Below are 19,541 nucleotides of genomic sequence, written 5' to 3' on the forward strand. Positions count from 1 at the left end.
GGATCGGAGCCACCGACGGGAGAACAGTGTCAGACAAGGACTCGAACTGGAGATTCGCCGACGACGTGATCGTCGAGAGCGAGGTCATCACTCGGGCACGCCAGCAGTCCCTCGAGCTGGGCGTCGAACCCATCGCCCCGAGCACGGGCGCGCAGGCGGCTGTCGTGGTCGCGGCGACGGCCGCAGAGAACATCGTCGAGATCGGCACAGGAGTCGGGGTGTCGGGACTGTGGCTGCTCACCGGGGGGACGCAGGCGCAGCTGACCAGCATCGACGTCGAGGTCGACCACCAGCAGCACGCGCGCACCTTCTTCACCGAGGCGGGGATCGCGGCCAACCGGGTGCGGCTCATCACCGGGCGCGCACTGGACGTGCTCCCGAGGATGAACGAGAACTCCTACGACATCGTCTTCGTCGACGCCGATCCGCAGTCGGTCATCGAGTACGTCGAGCACGGCCTCCGGCTGGTCCGGCCGGGCGGCACGGTGCTGGTCGCCCGCGCCCTCTGGCGCGGCAGGGTCGCCGACCCGGCCGCGCGCGATCCGCTCTCCACCGGCTACCGCACGCTGATCACCGAGACCGCCGGCTCCGGCGCGGTCATCAGCGCGCTGTCCCCCGCCGGCGACGGGCTGCTCCAGCTCACCAAGCTCACGCCGTAGATCCACGCCCGAAAACGGAGAAGAGGCCCCGATCGCTCGGGGCCTCTTCTCATCGGGTCGATCGTCAGGAGGCGCTCACGACGCTCGCGAGAGCGTCGTGGAGCTCCTTGGCCTCCGCGTCATTGACGGAGACGACCAGACGTCCCCCACCTTCGAGCGGCACCCGCACGATGATGAGCCGTCCCTCCTTCACAGCCTCCATCGGCCCGTCCCCGGTCCTCGGCTTCATGGCCGCCATGCAGCTCCCCTTTCGTGGATGTCTCCCCTATTATCCGACATCCGGGGCAGGCGGGGGAAATCGCCCGTCTACCCCTGGGGGTGCGTGGGCCGCCCGTCGTCACCGTTCCCGCCGTGTCGGCGCCGGCGGACCGACACCGTGATCACACCGGCGACGATCAGCGCAGCGGCCAGTGCGATCGCGCCGATCGACACCACGGAACCCGTGCCCGCCAGCGGTGTGCCCGTCGTCCCCGTCTCGGGCGGCGGCGTCGGGGTCGGGGTCGGCGGAATCGGGGCGGTGGTGTCGACGAGCACGGTCACCGGCGGGGTCGTCACCGGCCCTCCACCCGGCCCCGTCGCCGTCCCCGTCGCCGTGTTCTGGATCGGCGACCCGGTCAGGTCGGCCTCCACGACGACGTAGGCGGCGGTGCAGACGACCGTCGCGCCCGGCAGGAGCGAGGCGGCGTCCGGCGGGCACACCGGCGTCGGCGCCGTGCCTGCGCCGGTGAAGATGGTCTCCGCCACGGTCGCAGCGGTCAGCGTCACGTTACCGGTGTTGGTGAGCGTGTACCGGTAGAGGATGGTCTGCCCGGCCGTCGCCACCGAGGTCGGATCGGCGGACTTGAGCAGCGTCAACGCCGGAGCGGGTGTCGCCGGGATCGTCGTCGACGAGTCGTTGGAGGTGACGGTGCTCTCGTCGGGCGCGATTCCGGTCGCCGTGGCCGTGTTCGTCACGTGCCCCGCATCGATGTCGGTCTGGGTGAGGGTGTACGTCGCCGTGCAGGTCGCCTGTTCGCCCGGGGCGAGTACACCGGGCGGGCAGGTGGCGACGGGCGCCGGCCCGCTGCCGGAGAACACCGTCTCCTGGATGGCCAGGGCGCCGACGTTCACGTTCCCCGTGTTGGTCACCACGAAGGAATAGGTGATGAGCTGGCCCGCGACGAACTGCGCGGGGCCGCTCGGGCTCGCCGACTTGACGAGCGAGAGCGCGGGCGCCGTGCCGAGCGGAGTCGTCGTGCTCGCCGGTGGCGAGGTCACGGTCGAGGCGTCGGGCGCCGTCCCGGTCGCGGTGGCGTTGTTGACGACCCTCCCCACGTCGATGTCGGCCTGGGTCACGGTGTAGGTCGCGGTCGCCGTCGCGGACTGCCCCGGGGTGAGCACGCCGTCGGCGCCCGGCCAGGTGAACACCCGCGCGGGCAGCCCGGCCAGCTGATCCGTGATCTCGACCCCCGTGAGCGTCGTGTTCCCCGTGTTCGTCACGGTGAACGTGTAGACGATCGGGTCGCCGACCGCGGCGGGGTGGTGGATGCCGGAGGCGTTCGCCGCCTTGGTCAGCGCAATGGCCGGGGCGCGAGGGATCGGCGTGTCGGTGTCCGCCGTGTTCGAGGGCGTGTTCGCCCCCTGCGGCGTCGTCCCGTTCGCGATGGCCTCGTTCGCCACGTGGCCCGCGTCGATGTCGGCCTGCGTGATCGGGTAGGTCACCGTCGCGGTCGCCTGCCCGTTCGGCGCGAGGACGCCCGCGGTGCCCGGCCAGGTGTAGGCGATCGCCGGGAGACCGGGCAGGAGGTCCGTGATCGCGACGCTGCTCAGGGTGACGTTGCCGGTGTTGGTGATCGTGAAGGAGAACGTGATCGGGTTGCCGACGGCCGCGGGGGTCGAGAACGCGGGCGCGGCCGCCTTGGTCAGCGCCAGAGCCGGAGCCGGCGCCAGCGGAGTCACGGTGGACTGCGGAGCGGAGTCGACCGGGGGCCCGATGGGCGGGGTCCCGCTGGCCGTCGCGGTGTTCCGCACGCTGCCGGCGTCGATGTCCGACTGCAGCACGGAGTACGTCGCCGTCGCGGTCGCGGATTCCCCGGGCGCCAGGGTGCCGGCGACGCCCGGCCAGGTATAGGCGATCGTCCCGAGTCCCGCCAGCTGGTCGGCGATGCTGACGCCCGTCAGCGTCACGTTGCCGGTGTTCTTGATCGTGAAGTTGTACACGATCGGATTGCCGGGCCTGGCGGGGTTCGCCACACCGGATGCGTCCGCTGTCTTGACGAGGTCGATCGCCGGAGCGGCCGAGCCCGAGATCACCGCGTCGGAGGTGTCCGTGACCGCTGGGCCGGTCGGCGGCGTGCCCGTGACCTCGGCCGTGTTGGTGACGTGGCCCGCGTTCACGTCGGCTTGCGTGATCGTGTACGTGCCGGTGCACGTCATCGATGCACCCGCGGCCAGGGTCGTCGCCGGACAGGACGCGACAGGAGGCGGACCGGTGCCGGAGAACGTCGTCTCGGAGACGGCGATCGACGTGAGCGGAACGTTCCCCGTGTTCGTCACCAGGAACGAGTACGCCACCGGTCCGCCCACGACGAACTGCGACGGGTCGGTGAGGTTCGTCGACTTGACCAGCGAGATGGCCGGCGCGTCCGGCGTGGTGAACACCACCGTGCTGCTTCCCGGTGTCAGCAGGCCGTCGAGGGTGCCGATGTTCGACGGGCCGTTGGTGAACGTTCCCGCCACGGCCGACGTGACCGGAACGGTGAACGTGCAGGAGGCCATTCCCTCGGCGAGGTTGCCGATGCCCGTGATCTGTGTGCCGTTGATCGTCGCGACCCCGGCCGGGCAGTCGGTCGTTGCCGGGCCAGAGAAGACCAGGCCGGTGGGCAGCGTGTCGGAGAAGGTCCAGCCGTCCTTCGCCGCCAGCTCGTCGGTGTTGGTGATCGTGAAGGTCAGCGTGGAGTTCTGCCCGGCGGGGAGGGTCGACGGCGAGAACTCCTTGTCCAGTTGCGGGGTGGCGTCGACGATCGTGGGGTCGTCGAACCCGGAATCGTTGCCGCGGAACGCTCCCGTCGCGTTGTAGAGCTGGATGCCGAGGCTGGTGACGCCCGCGGGCATGCGGAAGCCCGCCGAGTTCAGCTTGGCGATGTGATAGGTATGGCCGCCGGTCGTGATGACCCGCGCCGCCGCGTCCGTGCACGGGTTCAGCCCGCTCGCGAGGGTGGCGATCGTCCCGCCGCCGGTGCCGGGCGCCGGGCCGGACCCGGTCTGGTTCTGGATGAGGTTGAACGTCAGCGATGGATCGACACGCCCGAGGCCCGGACCTTCCGACACGCAGTTCGCAGCGCCGTAGATCGCGCTGATCTGGTAGAAGTGGCCTGGCACGATCGTTCCGGTGATCGGCTGTGCGGTCTGGAACTGGACTCCCGGCCCCGGATTGACGCCGCCGTTGGAGTAGGCCGACAGGATCTGGTTCGTCTGCGCCGTGGCGAGCGCCTCGCCGCGGTAGAGACCGATCGCGGTCGCCATGCCCTGCAGGAACGACCACGCGGTCGCGTCGCATCCCGAGTCGATGCCCGTCACGACCGCATTGCGCGGGGTGCTCGAGCGGAGGATCCAGCCGTTGCACTGGTTGCCCGTCGGCGCCCACGCCGGGCTCGTCACATAGGTCGAGTTGCCAGCCGCCGGGCCGCCGGTGTACTGGCCGATCCGGATACCGTTGGTCGCCGTCTGGTTCTGGAAGTTCTCGTAGAAGACGGGCGTGGGAAGCGCTCTCGGGACGCCGGGGATCGCATCGGCTGCCGAAACGGCACCGGCCACACCGAGAATCCCGAGTGCGAGCGCCGTGGTCGCCGCGACGACGCGGCGCAGGACCGATCGCGCGTCGCTTCCGCGACGTGTGGAGTCGAGCGCGTCCCCTTCTCGACCCATGACGACCTCAGTGGCGAACGCCTCTCGTGGAGTTGCTCACGCCAAGGGACCATAGACCCATCGGTTCACCGCGACAAGAGCCGACCCGCGAAATCGCCCCGGATGATCACGGCGGCGACCAGTCGGCGCCGTCGACACCCCAGCAGATCGCGATCCAGCCCACCTGCAACGCGAGGAAGAGCACGACGATCGCCACCCGGTACACGCGGCTCTTCGGCATCGCCACGACGCCCAGCAGCGGGAACAGCGGCATCAGGATGCGGAAGGTGCTCGACTGCGGGAAGAACACCGCGAGCAGATAGAGCGAGTAGGCGACGATCCAGAACCGCAGGTCCACGCCGAGCCGGCGCACGGGGGGCGAGAACAGCAGCACGGCGAAGACCGCCACGATGAGCACCATGGCCGCGATGCCGACCCAGCCGGGGATGCCCAGCATCACCTTCGCCCACCAGTCGGCGCCCTGGAACCACGGCGTGAACGGGACCAGGTGGGTGTGGCCGATGTAGGGCGCGCGCCACGCCAGCTCGGTGTCGGTGTAGGCGGTAAGCGAGCCGGTGGCCACCGCCGCGATGGCAGGCCAGGCGAGCCCCGCGACCGCGCTGAACACCGCCAGTGCCGCGCTCAGCATCTGCTCCCGGATCGGGAAGGGCTCCCGTTTCCTGCGCACCCAGCGATAGACCACGTGCAGACCGACGGCCAGGGCGAAGGCGAGACCGCTCGGGCGTGTGAACGCCATCACCAGGACCACGGGGAACAGCCAGCCGTACCGCCGTTCCACGAGCAGCAGCAGCGCCGTCGTCAGGAGCAGGAGGTAGAACGACTCGGCGTAGGCCAGCTGGAACAGCGGGGAGACCGGGGCGACGCAGAACAGCACGACCGCGAACAGACTGGTCGAGGCGCCGAGCCCGACGCGCAGCATCAGCCGGTAGAAGACGAGCGCAGCACCTGCCGCACACGCGAACGAGACGAGAACGGCGGCCGGCGACCACGGCAGCCGCGTGACGAACATGACGGCGTCGACCAGCCACGGGTAGCCGGGCAGGAACGCCCAGGCGTTCTCGGTCACGTGGCCGTCGCTCATCGGCAGTGTCGCCGGGTATCCCCAGCCGGCGACGATGTTGTACCAGAGCCCGTCCCAGATGGTCGCGTACGAGAAGTAGTCCGGGTGCGCGCCCGTCCAGGGGTTCTTGCCCTGGTTCGCCGCGAAGATCAGCAGGATGACGGTCGTGACGACCCTGCTGGCGAGGAAGATCGCGAGGACCCGCACCCACCACCGCGACCACCAGAGGATGGCGGGAGGGGCGACGGCCTCCTCCTCCTCAGCGGGAGCCGGAACCGCTGAGCCAGGCACGGAGACCCGCCTCCACCGAGACGATCTGCTCGACGTCGACCCGCTCGTCGTCGGCGTGCGCCTTGAGCGGGTCGCCGGGACCGTAGTTGACCGCGGGGATGCCGAGGGCGCTGAAGCGCGCGACATCGGTCCAGCCGTACTTGGGCTTCGCGACGCCGCCGACCGCGGCGACGAACTCCTGCGCGAGCGGGGCGTCGAGCCCGGGGCGCGCGCCGTCGGCCCGGTCGACCACGGTGATCTCGTAGCCGTCGAACAGCTCGTGCAGGTAGGCGATGGCCTCCTCCGAACTGCGCGACGGTGCGAACCGGTAGTTGACGTGCACCATCGCCTCGTCCGGGATGATGTTGCCGGCGACTCCGCCCGAGATGCCGACGGCGTTGAGACCCTCGCGGTACACCAGCCCGTCGACCTCCACCTCGCGCGCGGTGTAGCCGGCGAGCAGATCGAGGACGGGCGCGATCTTGTGGATGGCGTTGTCGCCGACCCAGCCGCGCGCCGAGTGTGCGCGCAGGCCGTAGGCGCGGACCTCCACGCGCAGGTTGCCGTTGCAGCCGCCCTCCACGACGCCGTTGCTCGGCTCGCCGAGGATGGCGAAGTCGCCGACGAAGAGGTCGGGCCGGTTGCGGGCCAGCCGGCCGAGACCGTTCAGCTCGGCGTTGACCTCCTCGTGGTCATACCACATCCAGGTCACGTCGATCGCGGGCTCGGTCAGCTCTGCCGCGAGCTTGAGCTGCACGGCGACGCCGGCCTTCATGTCGACGGTGCCCCGGCCCCAGAGGTACCGGACGCCGCCGTCCTCCTCGAAGCGGGTCGGGAGGTTGCCGTTGAGCGGGACCGTGTCGATGTGGCCCGCGATGAGTGCCCGGCGCTCGCGCCCGAGGTTCGTGCGCGCCACCACGGTGTCTCCGTCGCGGATGACCTCGAGGTGCGGCAGAGGCGAGAGAGCCTCGACGATGGCATCGGCGAGGGTCTTCTCGTCGCCGGAGACCGACTCGATGTCGCAGATCTGTCGCGTGAGGTCGATGGACGTGGCGCTGAGGTCGAGAGGCACGCTACTAATCTAGGGGCATGCCTTCCGACTTTCCTGACCAGTCCGTCGCGTCCGCCGACGCGGGCGCTGCCGACGCCCGCACCGCCTGGGGCTACGGCCTGGCGACGATCGCCGGCGACGGCACGGTGCTCGACACCTGGTTCCCCGAGCCGAGACTCGGCGGCATCCCCGCTGGCCGGGAGCGCTGGATCGCGCCGGCCGAGCTGGAGGAGCTCGCGGGCGACGACCCCCGCCGCAACGTGCGCGTCGACATCGTGACCGTGGAGGTCGACCTCGATGCGGCCCCGGCCTCCACCCCGGACGCCTATCTTCGACTGCACCTGCTGTCGCACCTCCTGGTGCGCCCCAACACGGTGAACCTCGACGGCGTCTTCGCTCATCTGCCGATCGTGGCCTGGACCAACGCAGGGCCGGTGCTCCCCGCCGACCTCGAGCGCCTGCGCCCACGGCTGCAGCGGGCCGGCATCCACGTGACCGGCATCGACAAGTTCCCGCGCCTGCTCGACTACGTGACGCCCGACCGCGTGCGCATCGCGGATGCCTCGCGCGTGCGGCTCGGCGCCCACCTCGCCCCCGGCACCACCGTGATGCACGAGGGCTTCGTCAACTTCAACGCGGGAACGCTCGGCTCCTCGATGGTCGAGGGCCGCATCTCGCAGGGCGTCGTCGTCGGCGACGGCTCCGACATCGGCGGCGGCGCCTCCATCATGGGCACGCTCTCGGGCGGAGGCACCCAGCGCGTCGCGATCGGCGAGCGCGCCCTGCTCGGAGCGAACTCCGGCATCGGCATCTCGATCGGAGACGACACGGTCGTCGAGGCCGGCCTCTACGTAACGGCCGGCACCAAGGTCGTGGTCGTCGACGGGCCGGTGACCGCCGACGGTCGCGCACAGACGGTGAAGGCCGTCGAGCTCTCCGGCGTCCCCGGCCTGCTGTTCCGCCGCAACTCGCTCACGGGCGCCGTCGAGGTGCTCCGGCGCGCCGGCAGCGGGGTCGAGCTGAACGCCGCGCTGCACGCCTGAGCGTCCCGGCGACAGCGCCGAGGGGCACGCAAACGCCCCTAAAACACGGTTTTAGGGGCGTTTGCGTGCCCTTCGCGGTCGTTCGGTGCTCAGACGAGCGTGAGGACGGACGCGGGGTCGGCGAGGATGCCGCCGATGTCGGCGAGGAAGCGCGAGCCCTGCTCGCCGTCGACGATGCGGTGGTCGAAGGTGAGCGCGAGCGTCAGCACGTCCCGCAGCGCGATCCCGCCCTGGTGCTCCCACGGCTGGCGGCGCACGGCGCCCACGGCGAGGATGGCGGCCTCCCCCGGCGTCAGGATAGGTGTGCCGGCGTCGACCCCGAAGACGCCCACGTTCGTGATGGTGATCGTGCCGCCGGTGAGCGCGCCGGGCGGCGTCTTGCCCGACCGCGCGGTGACGGCCAGCTCACGGATTGCGCCGGACAGCCCGGCGAGCGACAGGGCGTCCGCATCGCGGACGACCGGAACCAGCAAGCCGCGCGGTGTTGCCGCGGCGATTCCGAGGTGGATGGCCCTGGTCTGCACGATCTCCTGGGCCGCGTCGTCCCAGCGCGAGTTGACCTCAGGGGTGCGTCGGACGGCCAGGCACAGCGCCTTGGCGACCACCGCCAGCAGTCCGGGCCGCGACTCGGCGAACTCGGGGCGGGCGCGCAGGCGCTCGATCAGCTCGTTCGTCGGAGTCACGTCGATCGTGAGGAACACGGTGGCCTGTGGAGCCCCGAAGGCACTGCGAACCATCGCGTCCGCCGTCGCCTTGCGGACACCGCGGATCGGGATGCGGATCTCCTCGGCGTCGCCACGGGTCGCGGGAGTCGCTGGCGCTTCGGGCGCTGGCGCCTGTGCCGCGTAGGCGTCGAGGTCGGCGCGCGTGACGAGGCCGCGCTCGCCCGTTCCGGCGACCGCGGCGAGGTCGATGCCCCGCTCCCGCGCCAGCTTGCGGACGGGCGGTGTCGCGCGCGGTCGCTCCTGGACCTCTGCGGCGACGGGAGCGGAGGCCGGAGCAGCCGCGGCGACCGCCGGCTCCCTCACGACCGGCGCTGTCAGTCCCGGGCGCGGCCGGCGGGCCGGCCTCCCCCGGGCATCGGGACGGGCGCCGTAGCCGACGAGCATCGGCTCGCGCACCTCCTCTGCGTCGGCAGCGTCGGCGGCGTCGGCAGTGGAGTCGGACTCTGCGTCCGGCTCCGGCGTCCCCGCCACCTCGAAGGCCACCAAGGGCTCCCCCACCGAGACGGTGACGCCGGGCTCCACGTACAGCCGCGACACCGTGCCCTCGTATGGTGCGGGCAGTTCGACGAGCGCCTTGGCGGTCTCCACCTCGGCGATGATCTGGTTGAGCTGAACCGTGTCGCCCACAGCGACGTGCCAGCTCACCAGTTCGGACTCGGTCAGCCCCTCTCCCAGGTCCGGGAGCGCGAAGTCCTTGACCGCCATCAGTCGTCCACTCCGCTCAGCGAGTTCGGCCGGTCCATCGCGCGGTCGATGCCGTCGAGGATGCGGTCGAGGTCGGGCAGGTGCGCGGCCTCCAGCCGGGCGGGCGGGTACGGGATGTCGTGGCCGGTGATCCGCACGGGGGCGTGCTCCAGGTAGTAGAAGCAGCGCTCCGTGATCGATGCGGAGATCTCGGCGCCGAGGCCTCCGGAGAGGGCGGCTTCGTGCGTGACCACGAGCCGTCCCGTTTTGCGCACAGAGGCGGCGACGGTGTCGAGGTCGAGCGGAGACAGCGACCGCAGGTCGATGACCTCCACCGACACGCCCTCGTCCGCTGCGGCGAGAGCCGCATCCGTGGCCAGCTGCACCAGACCGCCGTACGTCACCAGGGTGACGTCGGCACCGGGGGTGACCACGCGGGCCGTTCCCATCGGGCGGGCGTCCTGCAGCGCCGCCTCCTCGTCGACGTCGCCCTTCGCGTGGTAGCGGCGCTTCGGCTCGAAGAACAGCACGGGGTCGTCCGAGGCGATCGCCTGCTGGATGAGCGTGTACGCGTCCTGCGGCGTGGACGGGCTGACCACGCGCAGGCCGGCCGCATGGGCGAAATACGCCTCCGGCGAGTCGGAGTGGTGCTCGGCGGCGCCGATGCCGCCCGCGAACGGCACCCGGATGGTGATCGGCATGCGCACGGCACCGGCCGTGCGGTAGTGCATGCGGGCCACCTGGCTGACGATCTGATCGAACGCCGGGTAGATGAAGCCGTCGAACTGGATCTCCACGACCGGCCGCAGCCCGCGGTACGCCATCCCGACGGCCGTGCCGAGGATGCCCGACTCGGCGAGCGGCGAGTCCATCACCCGGCGCGGACCGAACTCGGTCTGGAGGCCGTCCGTCACCCGGAACACACCCCCGAGCGTGCCGATGTCCTCCCCCATCAAGACCACGCGGTCGTCGTCGGCCAGCGAGCGCCGGAGGCCGGCGTTGATGGCCTTCGCCATGCTGAGAGCGGTCATCGGTCACCGCCCACGAACGTGCGCAGGTAGCGCGAGTAGTGATCCCGCTCCCGGGCCAGGCCGGTATGCGGCTCGGCGTAGACGTTGTCGAACACGGTCAACGGGTCGGGATCCTGCAGTGCGACGACGCCCCGGCGCATCTCGACGGCGACCGCGTCGGCGTGCTCCTGGATCGCGGCGAGGCGGTCCTCGGTGAGCATCCCGGCGGCGGCGAGGTGCGCCTCCACCCGGGCGATCGGGTCTTTGCCGCGCCACTGGTCGAGCTCGGCCGGGTCGCGGTAGCGGGTCGGGTCGTCGGCCGTCGTGTGCGGGCCCATCCGGTAGGTGACGGCCTCGATGAAGGTCGGGCCGCCTCCGGTCCTGGCGCGGTCGAGCGCGGCACGAGTCACGGCCATGACCGCGAGCACGTCGTTGCCGTCGACGCGGACGCTCGGGACGCCGAAGCCTGGTGCGCGCTCGGCGATCGGGCGCTGCGCCTGGAGGCCGACGGGCTCCGAGATCGCGTACTGGTTGTTCTGGCAGAAGAAGATGACGGGCGCGGCGTAGGTGGCGGCGAAGATGAGGGCTTCGTTGACATCGCCCTCGGAGGTGGCGCCGTCGCCGAAGTACGCGATCGAGGCCGCGTCGGTCCCGTCGGCCTGGATGCCGATGGCGTACCCGGTGGCGTGCAGGGTCTGCGCTCCGATGATGACCTGCGGGGTCGCCATGTTGATGTCGTAGGGGTTCCAGCCGCTCTGGGTCGTGCCGCGCCACACGCGCAGCAGGTCGACGAGGCCGGCTCCGCGACAGTACGCGACGCCGTGCTCACGGTAGCTGGAGAAGACGAAGTCGTCGCTGCGGAGCGCCCGACCGGAACCGATCTGCGCGGCCTCCTGGCCGAGAAGCGGCGGCCACAGGCCGAGCTCGCCCTGCCGCTGCAGCGCGGTCGCCTCCGCGTCGATGCGCCGGATGACGACCATGTCCTCGTAGAGGTCGAGAAGCTGCTCCGGGCCGACATCGGCGACCCAGGCGTCGAAGCGGACGTCGCTCGTGCGCGCGCCCTCGGGAGTCAACAGCTGGACGGTATCCGCTCCAGCGGGAAGGTGGACGTCGTCCAGTCTGGTGTCGGGCTGATTGTCGATCGTCACGGTTCACGCAACCTTCACTCTCACGTCCGATCCGCCCGCTTGTGGCACGCGTGATCGGCTTCCGGCCTCCTTGCCGGAATTACCCGAAAGGCTACGCTCCCCGTTCAGCGCGCACAACTAACGGCGCGTCGACCGTGCACACTGCACTGTCGGAGAGGTGCGGCCGGTGCTAGCTTTCACACTATGCGCACGTTCGACATCACCGACCGCCGGATCCTCGTCGCCCTCACCGACGACCCGCGATCGACCAATGTCTCGCTCGCCGATCGACTGGGGCTGAGCCGCAACACGGTGCAGGCGCGGGTGGCCGAACTGGAGCGCAGCGGGGCCTTCCTGTCGTTCGAGCGCCGCATCTCGGCGACGGCCGCGGGCTATCCGCTCGCCGCGTTCGTGACAGTGCACGTGCAGCAGCAGAAGCTCGCCGAGATTGTCGAGCACCTGGCCTCGATCCCGGAGATCGTGCAGGCGCACGGCCTGTCCGGGCCGTCCGACCTGCTGCTGCGGGTCGTCTGCACCGACGCGGAGGACCTGTTCCGGATCACCGGCGCCATCCAGTCGACCGACGGCGTCGTCCGAGCCGAGACCTCCCTCGACATGGGCGAGCTCATCCCCTACCGCCTGCGCCCCCTCCTCACCCGCGACTGACCGCAGCCATCGCTTCCTCACTTTCTCCCGCTGCGACCCGGCGTGTCGCGAGAGAAAGTGAGGAAGCGATGGCTGCGCGGGCACGGGAGACGGCGAAGGCCGCGCCGACGGAGTCGGCGCGGCCTTCGCTTACAGACGGGAGATCAGCTCTCGACGGGAGCCGGCGCGCCCTCGGCGGGCTCGACCGGGCCTTCGGAGGCCGCGTCGCGGCCGTGGGTGTCCGCCTCGTCGGCGAGCACCGGGGCGAGCGACAGCTTTCCGCGGTCGTCGATCTTGGTGATCTCGACCAGGATCTTCTGGCCGACGCCGAGCACGTCCTCGACGTTCTCGACACGCTTGCCACCGGCCAGCTTGCGCACCTCGGAGATGTGCAGCAGGCCGTCCTTGCCGGGCAGCAGCGAGATGAACGCGCCGAACGCGGCGATCTTGACGACGGTTCCGAGGAACTGCTCGCCGACCTCCGGGTTCGTCGGGTTCGCGATCGCGTTGACCTGGGCGCGGGCCGCCTCGGCCGAAGGGCCGTCGGTGGCGCCGATGTAGACGGTGCCGTCCTCCTCGATGGAGATCTCGGCGCCGGTCTCGTCCTGGATCGCGTTGATCGTCTTGCCCTTCGGGCCGATCAGCTCGCCGATCTTGTCGACGGGGATCTGGACCGAGATCACGCGCGGCGCGGTCGGGGCCATCTCGTCCGGGGTGTCGATCGCGGCGTTCAGCACGCTGAGGATGGTCGTGCGAGCATCCTTGGCCTGCTTGAGCGCGCCCGCCAGCACCGACGACGGGATGCCGTCGAGCTTGGTGTCGAGCTGGATCGCGGTCACGAACTCGCTGGTGCCGGCGACCTTGAAGTCCATGTCGCCGAGCGCGTCCTCCGCGCCCAGGATGTCGGTCAGCGCCGCGTAGCGGGTCTCACCGTCGACGACGTCGGAGATCAGGCCCATGGCGATGCCGGCGACCGGGGCGCGCAGCGGCACACCGGCGTTCAGCAGCGACAGGGTGGAGGCGCAGACGGAGCCCATCGAGGTCGAGCCGTTGGAGCCGAGAGCCTCGGACACCTGGCGGATCGCGTACGGGAACTCCTCGCGGCTCGGCAGCACCGGCACGAGCGCGCGCTCGGCCAGGAAGCCGTGGCCGATCTCGCGACGCTTCGGCGAGCCGACGCGGCCGGTCTCACCGGTCGAGTAGGGCGGGAAGTTGTAGTGGTGCAGGTAACGCTTCTTGGTGACCGGCGACAGCGAGTCGATCTGCTGCTCCATCTTGAGCATGTTCAGCGTGGTGACGCCCAGGATCTGGGTCTCGCCGCGCTGGAAGATCGCCGAGCCGTGGACGCGCGGGATGACCTGCACCTCGGCGTCGAGCGGACGGATGTCGGTCAGGCCGCGGCCGTCGATACGGATGCCCTCGCGCAGCACACGGCCGCGCATGACCACCTTGGACACCGACTTGTATGCCGCGGAGAACTGCTCCAGCGTCTCCGCGGGGAGCACACCGGCCTCCACCTTCTCGGTGATGGCGACCTTGACGCGGTCCTTGAGCGCGTCGTCGGCGTTCTGGCGCTCGATCTTGTCGGCGATCTGGTAGACGTTCACCAGCTCGTCGTAGGCGAGGCCGGCGACGTTGTCGTAGGTCTCCTTCGAGTAGGGCAGGAACACCGGGTAGTCGGCGATCGCCTTCGCGGACTGCGAGGCGAGCACGGTCTGCGCACCCACCAGCTGGCGGATGAACGGCTTGGCGGCCTCCAGACCCTGGGCGACGACCTCCTCGTTCGGCTTGACAGCGCCGCCCTGGATGAGGTTCCAGCTGCCCTCGGTGGCCTCGGCCTCGACCATCATGATCGCGACGTCGCCCTCGGAGCCGTCGTCGTTCGTGAGGACGCGACCGGCGACGACGAGGTCGAACACGGCCTCCTCGAGCTGCGAGGCCTTCGGGAACGCGATCCACTGGTCTTCGTGCTGGCCGTTGCCCGGGATGAGCGCGAGGCGCACGCCGGCGATCGGGCCGGAGAAGGGCAGACCGGAGATCTGCGTGGAGGCGCTGGCCGCGTTGATCGCCAGGGCGTCGTAGAACTCGTCAGGAGCGATGCTGAGGACGGTGATGACGATCTGGACCTCGTTGCGCAGGCCGTCGACGAACGACGGGCGCAGCGGGCGGTCGATCAGGCGGCAGACGAGGATCGCCTCGGTCGAGGGGCGGCCCTCACGACGGAAGAACGAACCGGGGATCTTGCCGGCGGCGTACGAGCGCTCCTCGACGTCGACGGTCAGCGGGAAGAAGTCGAAGTTGTCCTTCGGGTGCTTGCTGGCGCTCGTCGCGCTCAGCAGCATGGTCTCCTCGTCGAGGTAGGCGGCGACGGCGCCCTGTGCCTGCTGGGCGAGGCGTCCGGTCTCGAACCGGACGGTGCGGGTGCCGAAGCGTCCATTGTCGAGGACCGCTTCGGCGAACTTGATTTCGGGACCTTCCAAGAGGTCTTTCTCCTTTGTTTAACGTCGCTGCCCCGTTTGGGCGCGACTCCACAACGGAGCGAGCAGGCAGTTCGACACGGCTGTCCGTGTACGCGGCATCCCATGCGGGTGCGTGGGCTGAGCCCGTCTGGCCATCAGTAGAAATACACGGTTGCGCCGCACTCGAAAAACCGTGCACCGCATCCGGATACCACCACCGAGGACCAGCTCCTGCCAGCCTGCTCCACCAGTCGGCGTTCGGCCGACCATCGGAATCCTATCAGTGCCGGCGCCGAAGACGCCCGGAATCACCGGATCAGAGCGCCAGCGTGGCGCGTGCGGCCTCGGCGAGCGCCGCCCCGTAGGACGGGCCGTGGCCCGCCGCGTGCACCGCGAGCGGATGCAGCTGGTGCAGCGGGATGCGGTCGCGCCAGCCCGGCCGCAGCGGACGGGCCGCGTCGTAGGCGCCGAGGATGTCGTCCAGGAACGGAGCGCCGAACAGGTCGAGCATGGCGAGGTCGGTCTCGCGGTGGCCTCCGTGGGCGGCGGGGTCGATGAGGACGACACCGCCGGGCGACCAGAGCACGTTGCCGGCCCAGAGGTCGCCGTGCAGGCGCGCGGGAGGTTCGTCGTCGTCGAACTCGCCGGCCTCCACCCGCTCGAGCGCGGCCTCCACGACCGCGCGCTGGCGCTCGCTGAGGTTGCCTGCCGCCACCGCGGGGTCGAGGTACGGGCGCACCCGGTCGCGCGCGTAGAACCGGCCCCAGGTCGGCTCGTTCGCCGCCGGGAGCGGGCGGCGGCCGATGAACAGCGGCCCGTCCCAGCCGCCGGGAGGCGCGCCGAACGCGCTCGCGCCCGCGGCGTGGGTCGCGGCGAGCGCTCCCCCGAAGGCGCGCGCGGCGTCCGCGGTGGGCCGGGCGTCCTCCACCCGCTCCAGCACGATGCGGCCGGGGCCGACCTCGGCGACGCGCACCACGCGGGCGCCGCCGAGACGCTCGGCCGCACCCAGCCAGCGCAGCCCGGCGGCCTCCGCCTCGAAGAAGAGCCGGGGTGCGTCGGCGCGTTCCTTCACGATCGTGCGCACGGGTCCACCGTACGCAGGACACCACCCAACGCGTACGATGCTGCGCATGGACGACGGCGTCGATGCTCCCGCGGGCACTGCTCCCGCGGGCTCCGCGGTCGCGGGTTCCCACCCGGGCCTGCGCCCGGTCGTCGACGCCTCCTGGCGTCGCGCAGAGCAGGCGCATCTCGACCCGGCCGTGGCCGCGCCGCTCGTGCTCGACGGCCCCGGGTTGGAGGATGCCCGCCGCGCACACCCCATCGCCGCGGCCCTCCCCGTGATCCGGCAGCTGCTCGTGCGCGACGCCGAGCCGGACAGCCGTGTCGTCGTGGCGGTCGGCGACGCGCGCGGCCGGTTGCTCTGGGTGGAGGGCGACCCGGTGCTCAGGAGCCGGGCGGAGTCCATGCTGTTCGTGCCCGGCGCCGCGTGGGCGGAGGGCGATGTCGGAACGTCGGCGCCGGGGACCGCGCTCGCGATCGGCGACGGCGTGCAGATCCGCGGCGCGGAGCACTTCGCCGAGGACGTCAAGCCGTGGAGCTGCACCGCGGTGCCGGTGCGCGATCCCGAGACCGGCGACATCCTCGGCGTAATCGACGTGACCGGCGGCGACCAGGTGGCGGCGCCGCACGTGCTGCCACTGCTGGAGGCGACGGCGGCGGCCGTCGAGCGGGAACTGCTGATCGCTCGGCTGCGGGAGGCTCGCACTCCCGGTTCTGCGCGCAGGGAGCGCCCGCGCCCGGCGATCGCCGCCCTCCGCGTCCTCGGCCGCGACACCGGAGAGCTGGCGGGTGCCGACGGCCGCTCCGGCACCCTGAGCGCCCGGCACAGCGAGCTCCTCGCGCTGCTCTCGTGGCATCGCGACGGCCTGTCGGCGGAGCGGCTCGCCGAGCTCCTCTACGGCGACCCGGGCTCCACGGTGACGCTGCGCGCGGAGATCGTCCGGCTGCGGCGCGCCCTCGCCGCGATCGCCCCGGAGCTCGGCCCGCTCGCGCGCCCCTACCGGCTGGCGGCGCCGCTGGAGACCGACCTCGGCGCCGTGCTCGACCTCCAGCGCCGCGGAGCCCACCGGGCCGCGATCGCGACGTACGGCGGTGGCCCGCTGCCCGGATCGGATGCTCCGGGCATCGACGAGCTGCGCGAGGAGGTCGTCTCCCGGCTGCGGGAGGCGCTGCTGGAGTCGGGCTCCGCCGACCTCCTGATCGCCTGGGGCGAGACGGAGCGGGGCGCGGCCGACGAAGACATCTGGCGGGCCGCGCTGCACGCGCTCCCTGCTCATTCGCCGCGCCGGGCGCAGGTGGTCGCCCGCCTGCTGGCTCTGGAGTCGTAGCTCGCAACCGGATGCAACCTCCCGCTGCGTAGCCTCCGGGTCAGAGGCGTGCGGAGGGTGCACGCCGTACCAGTCAAAGGAGACTCGTATGACTCTGAGCCCGGAGCAGACCGACGCCGCCGCAGCGGCCGTCACCACCGAGAAGCCGAGCGTCTACGCGCAGCCCGGCACCGCGGGATCCGTGGTCGACTACGCGACGCGCTACGACCACTTCATCGGCGGCCGCTACGTCGCACCCGCTGGCGGTCAGTACTTCGAGGACATCACACCGGTGACCGGGAGGCCGTTCACCGAGATCGCCCGCGGCACCGCGGCCGACGTCGACCGTGCGGTGGACGCCGCCTGGGCCGCCTTCCCCGCGTGGAGCACGACCTCCGTCGCCGAGCGCGCGCTGCTCCTGACCAGGATCGCCGACCGCATGGAGGCCAACCTCGAACTGCTGGCGGTCGCCGAGACGTGGGAGAACGGCAAGCCGGTGCGCGAGACTCTCGCCGCCGACATCCCGCTCGCGATCGACCACTTCCGCTACTTCGCCGGGGCGATCAGGGCGCAGGAAGGCGGCATCAGCGAGCTCGACCACGACACCATCGCGTACCACTTCCACGAGCCGCTCGGCGTCGTGGGTCAGATCATCCCGTGGAACTTCCCGATCCTGATGGCGACGTGGAAGCTCGCTCCCGCGCTGGCCGCGGGGAACTGCGTCGTGCTCAAACCGGCCGAACAGACGCCGGCCTCCATCCACGTCTGGCTCGACCTGGTGCGCGACCTGCTGCCCGACGGCGTGCTGAACATCGTGAACGGCTTCGGCTTCGAGGCGGGCGCCCCGCTGGCGTCGCACCCGCGGATCCGCAAGGTGGCGTTCACCGGCGAGACCACGACCGGCCGGCTCATCATGCAGTACGCGAGCGAGAACCTCATCCCGGTGACGCTGGAGCTCGGCGGCAAGAGCCCGAACATCTTCTTCGAGGATGTCGCCGCCGCGAAGGACTCGTTCTACGACAAGGCACTGGAGGGCTTCTCGTTCTTCGCCCTCAACCAGGGCGAGGTCTGCACCTGCCCGTCGCGCGCACTGGTGCAGCGGTCGATCTACGACGGCTTCGTCGCCGACGGGCTCGAACGGGTGAAGCGCATCAAACAGGGCAACCCGCTCGACGTGTCCACGATGATCGGCGCGCAGGCCTCCAACGACCAGTTGGAGAAGATTCTGTCGTACATGAACATCGGTCGGCAGGAGGGTGCGAAGCTGCTCACCGGCGGCGAGCGCGCCGACCTCGGCGGCGACCTCGCCGGCGGGTATTACGTGCAGCCGACCGTGTTCGAGGGGAACAACGCGATGCGGATCTTCCAGGAGGAGATCTTCGGCCCGGTGCTCGCCCTCACCAGCTTCACCGACTTCGACGACGCGATCAGCACCGCCAACGACACCCTGTACGGCCTGGGCGCCGGCGTCTGGAGTCGGGACGGCTCCCAGCTCTACCGTGCCGGCCGCGCCATCGAGGCCGGCCGCGTCTGGTCGAACACCTACCACCAGTACCCCGCGCACGCGGCGTTCGGCGGTTACAAGCAGTCCGGCATCGGACGCGAGAACCACCGGATGATGCTCGACCACTACCAGCAGACCAAGAACCTGCTGGTGTCGTACGCCGACGGCCCGATGGGCTTCTTCTAAGCCGATGCGCACCGACCTGAGGCGAGTGGAGCTCACGCCAGCCGCTGCACGGATGCTGCAACGGCTGGCGGAGGCCCACGGGCCGCTCATGTTCCATCAGTCGGGCGGCTGCTGCGACGGCTCCGCACCGATGTGCTACCCGGTCGGGATGTTCCGCGTCGGCGCCTCCGACGTGCTGCTCGGCACGCTGGAGGTCGACGGGATCGACCCGGTCCGGGTCTTCATGTCGGCGTCGCAGTTCGAGTACTGGAAGTACACGCACCTCACGATCGACCTGGTCGACGGCCGCGGCAGCGGCTTCTCGGTGGAGGCGCCGGAGGGCAAACGCTTCCTCATCCGGTCGCGGATGCTCGACGACACCGAACTCGAGGCGTTCGGATTGAGCTGAGGCCTACGAGCTGCGGGAGGGCGTCGCATCCAGGCGCGACCGGCGTCCTCCCGCCACGACGACCACGGCCACCCCGATGATCGCGCCCAGGCTGTTGGCGACGATGTCCCTGGCGTCGCTCACCCGAGCCGGCTCGAACAGCTGCACGAACTCGATCGTGAGCGTCGCGGCGATCCCGAGCGACACGGCGAGCCAGCGGCGGCCTGGGCCGAAGAGCAGGGCGAGCAGGAGACCCATCGGCACGAACATCAGGATGTTGGCGGTGAACTCGACCACGTCGTAGTCGATCCAGGCGAGCAGCGGCGTCGCAGCGAACGCCGCGAGCAGCCCCTCCAGCAAGGTGTTGCGCTTCGGGTCGCCCGGGAACGGGTTCAGCGTGATCCAGGCGACCGCGAGCAGGTAGAGCGCGGTGACGGCGAGGAGGAGACGGTGACGCATCCTCCTATGCTTGCGCA

At 70.8% G+C, this 19,541-nt stretch carries 16 protein-coding genes; 6 read left to right on the top strand and 10 right to left on the bottom strand.

Annotated features, from left to right (window positions below; translation table 11 throughout):
• Positions 1-26: 26 nt before the first annotated feature.
• Positions 27-659, top strand: coding sequence for a class I SAM-dependent methyltransferase (locus JNB50_RS19485; RefSeq protein WP_208041800.1), 633 nt, complete (start codon positions 27-29; stop codon positions 657-659).
• Positions 660-723: 64 nt separating this feature from the next.
• Here the strand turns inward: JNB50_RS19485 and JNB50_RS19490 are convergent, their stop codons facing one another.
• The 4 genes from JNB50_RS19490 to dapE all read right to left on the bottom strand — a co-directional run bounded on the left by JNB50_RS19490 (position 724) and on the right by dapE (position 6,967).
• A complete protein-coding gene (locus JNB50_RS19490) occupies positions 724-897 on the bottom strand; it encodes a DUF3117 domain-containing protein (RefSeq protein ID WP_021764147.1) in 174 nt (57 codons plus the stop codon).
• 68 nt (positions 898-965) lie between these two features.
• Entirely contained in the window at positions 966-4,565 is a 3,600-nt protein-coding gene (locus JNB50_RS19495; protein ID WP_208041801.1) for a DUF11 domain-containing protein, read from the bottom strand.
• Positions 4,566-4,671: 106 nt separating this feature from the next.
• Entirely contained in the window at positions 4,672-5,916 is a 1,245-nt protein-coding gene (locus JNB50_RS19500; RefSeq protein WP_307794801.1) for a hypothetical protein, read from the bottom strand.
• Positions 5,885-6,967 carry a succinyl-diaminopimelate desuccinylase gene (gene dapE, locus JNB50_RS19505; protein ID WP_208041802.1) on the bottom strand — a complete coding sequence of 361 codons (1,083 nt, stop codon included), beginning with the start codon at positions 6,965-6,967 and terminating at the stop codon, positions 5,885-5,887. The genes JNB50_RS19500 and dapE overlap by 32 nt, the downstream gene beginning before the upstream one ends.
• Before the next feature lie 17 nt (positions 6,968-6,984).
• Between dapE and dapD the strand changes: the two genes are divergently transcribed.
• On the top strand, positions 6,985-7,989 hold the full coding sequence (gene dapD, locus JNB50_RS19510; RefSeq protein WP_208041803.1) for a 2,3,4,5-tetrahydropyridine-2,6-dicarboxylate N-succinyltransferase: 1,005 nt from the start codon (positions 6,985-6,987) through the stop codon (positions 7,987-7,989).
• A gap of 89 nt (positions 7,990-8,078) precedes the next feature.
• Here dapD and JNB50_RS19515 read toward each other — a convergent pair whose 3' ends face one another.
• The 3 genes from JNB50_RS19515 to pdhA are packed head-to-tail and all read right to left on the bottom strand — an operon-like array spanning position 8,079 to position 11,550.
• Positions 8,079-9,419: a dihydrolipoamide acetyltransferase family protein gene (locus JNB50_RS19515; RefSeq protein ID WP_208041804.1), complete on the bottom strand. Its 1,341-nt coding sequence runs from the start codon at positions 9,417-9,419 to the stop codon at positions 8,079-8,081.
• Positions 9,419-10,429 carry an alpha-ketoacid dehydrogenase subunit beta gene (locus JNB50_RS19520; protein ID WP_208041805.1) on the bottom strand — a complete coding sequence of 337 codons (1,011 nt, stop codon included), beginning with the start codon at positions 10,427-10,429 and terminating at the stop codon, positions 9,419-9,421. The genes JNB50_RS19515 and JNB50_RS19520 overlap by 1 nt, the downstream gene beginning before the upstream one ends.
• Positions 10,426-11,550, bottom strand: coding sequence for a pyruvate dehydrogenase (acetyl-transferring) E1 component subunit alpha (gene pdhA, locus JNB50_RS19525; RefSeq protein ID WP_307794802.1), 1,125 nt, complete (start codon positions 11,548-11,550; stop codon positions 10,426-10,428). Before pdhA ends, JNB50_RS19520 begins: the two co-directional genes overlap by 4 nt.
• 189 nt (positions 11,551-11,739) lie before the next feature.
• Here pdhA and JNB50_RS19530 point away from each other — a divergent pair, with 189 nt between their 5' ends.
• Positions 11,740-12,201 (top strand): Lrp/AsnC family transcriptional regulator, encoded by a 462-nt coding sequence (locus tag JNB50_RS19530; RefSeq protein WP_208041807.1) that lies wholly within the window; start codon positions 11,740-11,742, stop codon positions 12,199-12,201.
• 143 nt (positions 12,202-12,344) lie between these two features.
• Here JNB50_RS19530 and JNB50_RS19535 read toward each other — a convergent pair whose 3' ends face one another.
• Together JNB50_RS19535 and JNB50_RS19540 are read right to left on the bottom strand one after the other, a co-directional pair.
• Positions 12,345-14,660 carry a polyribonucleotide nucleotidyltransferase gene (locus JNB50_RS19535; RefSeq protein ID WP_208041808.1) on the bottom strand — a complete coding sequence of 772 codons (2,316 nt, stop codon included), beginning with the start codon at positions 14,658-14,660 and terminating at the stop codon, positions 12,345-12,347.
• Positions 14,661-14,955: 295 nt separating this feature from the next.
• Positions 14,956-15,714, bottom strand: a complete 759-nt coding sequence (locus JNB50_RS19540; protein WP_307794803.1) for a fructosamine kinase family protein — start codon at positions 15,712-15,714, stop codon at positions 14,956-14,958.
• A 55-nt stretch (positions 15,715-15,769) separates the two neighbouring features.
• On the opposite strand from JNB50_RS19540, the gene JNB50_RS19545 reads away from it, so the two are divergent.
• The 3 genes from JNB50_RS19545 (at position 15,770) to JNB50_RS19555 (ending at position 19,086) form a co-directional block, all read left to right on the top strand.
• Positions 15,770-17,029, top strand: a complete 1,260-nt coding sequence (locus JNB50_RS19545; RefSeq protein ID WP_208041810.1) for a GAF domain-containing protein — start codon at positions 15,770-15,772, stop codon at positions 17,027-17,029.
• An 88-nt stretch (positions 17,030-17,117) separates the two neighbouring features.
• The gene (locus JNB50_RS19550; RefSeq protein ID WP_208041811.1) at positions 17,118-18,698 is read left to right on the top strand and encodes an aldehyde dehydrogenase family protein; all 1,581 of its coding nucleotides are present in this window, start codon (positions 17,118-17,120) and stop codon (positions 18,696-18,698) included.
• Between the two features lie 4 nt (positions 18,699-18,702).
• The gene (locus JNB50_RS19555) at positions 18,703-19,086 is read left to right on the top strand and encodes a DUF779 domain-containing protein (RefSeq protein ID WP_208041812.1); all 384 of its coding nucleotides are present in this window, start codon (positions 18,703-18,705) and stop codon (positions 19,084-19,086) included.
• Positions 19,087-19,089: 3 nt separating this feature from the next.
• Here the strand turns inward: JNB50_RS19555 and JNB50_RS19560 are convergent, their stop codons facing one another.
• Complete coding sequence (locus JNB50_RS19560; RefSeq protein ID WP_208041813.1) at positions 19,090-19,524, bottom strand: VanZ family protein; 435 nt, start codon at positions 19,522-19,524, stop codon at positions 19,090-19,092.
• Positions 19,525-19,541: the final 17 nt, after the last annotated feature.

The organism is Leifsonia sp. TF02-11 (assembly GCF_017565305.1).
In the GTDB taxonomy this organism is placed as follows: domain Bacteria; phylum Actinomycetota; class Actinomycetes; order Actinomycetales; family Microbacteriaceae; genus Leifsonia.

Excerpts from the sequence above, each read along its gene's own strand:
- JNB50_RS19490 (WP_021764147.1), bottom strand. The coding sequence starts at position 897 with ATGGCGGCCATGAAGCCGAGGACCGGGGACGGGCCGATGGAGGCTGTG.
- JNB50_RS19495 (WP_208041801.1), bottom strand. The coding sequence starts at position 4,565 with ATGGGTCGAGAAGGGGACGCGCTCGACTCCACACGTCGCGGAAGCGAC.
- dapD (WP_208041803.1), top strand. The coding sequence starts at position 6,985 with ATGCCTTCCGACTTTCCTGACCAGTCCGTCGCGTCCGCCGACGCGGGC.
- JNB50_RS19515 (WP_208041804.1), bottom strand. The coding sequence starts at position 9,419 with ATGGCGGTCAAGGACTTCGCGCTCCCGGACCTGGGAGAGGGGCTGACC.
- JNB50_RS19520 (WP_208041805.1), bottom strand. The coding sequence starts at position 10,429 with ATGACCGCTCTCAGCATGGCGAAGGCCATCAACGCCGGCCTCCGGCGC.
- JNB50_RS19530 (WP_208041807.1), top strand. The coding sequence starts at position 11,740 with ATGCGCACGTTCGACATCACCGACCGCCGGATCCTCGTCGCCCTCACC.
- JNB50_RS19545 (WP_208041810.1), top strand. The coding sequence starts at position 15,770 with ATGGACGACGGCGTCGATGCTCCCGCGGGCACTGCTCCCGCGGGCTCC.
- JNB50_RS19550 (WP_208041811.1), top strand. The coding sequence starts at position 17,118 with ATGACTCTGAGCCCGGAGCAGACCGACGCCGCCGCAGCGGCCGTCACC.
- JNB50_RS19555 (WP_208041812.1), top strand. The coding sequence starts at position 18,703 with ATGCGCACCGACCTGAGGCGAGTGGAGCTCACGCCAGCCGCTGCACGG.
- JNB50_RS19560 (WP_208041813.1), bottom strand. The coding sequence starts at position 19,524 with ATGCGTCACCGTCTCCTCCTCGCCGTCACCGCGCTCTACCTGCTCGCG.